The organism is Nocardioides abyssi, from assembly GCF_030412915.1.
Lineage (GTDB): Bacteria > Actinomycetota > Actinomycetes > Propionibacteriales > Nocardioidaceae > Nocardioides > Nocardioides abyssi.
On record NZ_JAUHJR010000088.1, the window covers coordinates 1 to 309 of the forward strand.

At 65.4% G+C, this 309-nt stretch carries 1 protein-coding gene; it reads left to right on the forward strand.

The window, feature by feature from the left end; genetic code table 11:
• A partial coding sequence (locus QWY29_RS20020) for an NUDIX hydrolase (RefSeq protein WP_300962993.1) occupies positions 1-294 on the forward strand: 294 nt, incomplete at its 5' end.
• Positions 295-309: the final 15 nt, after the last annotated feature.

The following is a 309-nucleotide window of genomic DNA, read 5'->3' on the forward strand; positions in this document are numbered from 1 at the left end:
GGGGGCGCAGTCGAGCCCGGAGAGACGATTGTGGCTGCGCTTGAGCGTGAGTGTCGTGAGGAACTCGGCGTGGACGTCGAAATCGGCCCGCTGACCGGGTGGTACTACCACCGTGAGTTCGAGTCCCAGGTCGGCATCTTCCGGTGCGGCCTCTCCACGCGCGCCGAGATACGACTCTCGGCCGAGCACAGCGACTTTCGGTGGACTCCGATCACCCAACTTGGCGGCGTCCAGGCGGCCCGAGTGCAGGCGGCCTTGAACTACGAAGGCACCCTTCACGCTCAGGTCTTCTGACACCTGCGCTCGTTG